This window comes from Cytobacillus massiliigabonensis (assembly GCF_900199725.1).
GTDB classification, from domain to species: Bacteria; Bacillota; Bacilli; order Bacillales; family Cytobacillaceae; genus Cytobacillus; species Cytobacillus massiliigabonensis.
Genome location: NZ_LT904903.1, coordinates 724,449 through 724,884, shown reverse-complemented (window position 1 = coordinate 724,884; position 436 = coordinate 724,449).

The following is a 436-nucleotide window of genomic DNA, read 5'->3' as shown; positions in this document are numbered from 1 at the left end:
GGACTTTTTACAAGCTATCCGGACATGATCGGGACTTCATAACCTTGATGAAGGACTTTTTACTAGTATTCGAACATGAATTGGCCTTCATAACCTTGATGATGGACTCTTTTCAAGCTATCCCACCGAATTCGGGCTTTCATTTCCTTGATAAAGAACTCTTTACAAGCTAACCGGACATGATTGGACTTTCATAAACTTGATGAGGGACTTTTTACAAGCTATCCGGACATGATCGAGACTTCATAACCTTGATGAAGGACTTTTTACAAGCTAACCGATCAATATCTATCCTTCATATGTAGTTATCTTTATGAAGAATATAAAAAAAGGCAGGGGGATTTAACAAAATTCCCCTGCCCTTTTTATACTGAACTTCAATGCATAAGGTTTCCATTGCTATTTTCTTATGAGAGCCCGCTATCACAAAAGCATC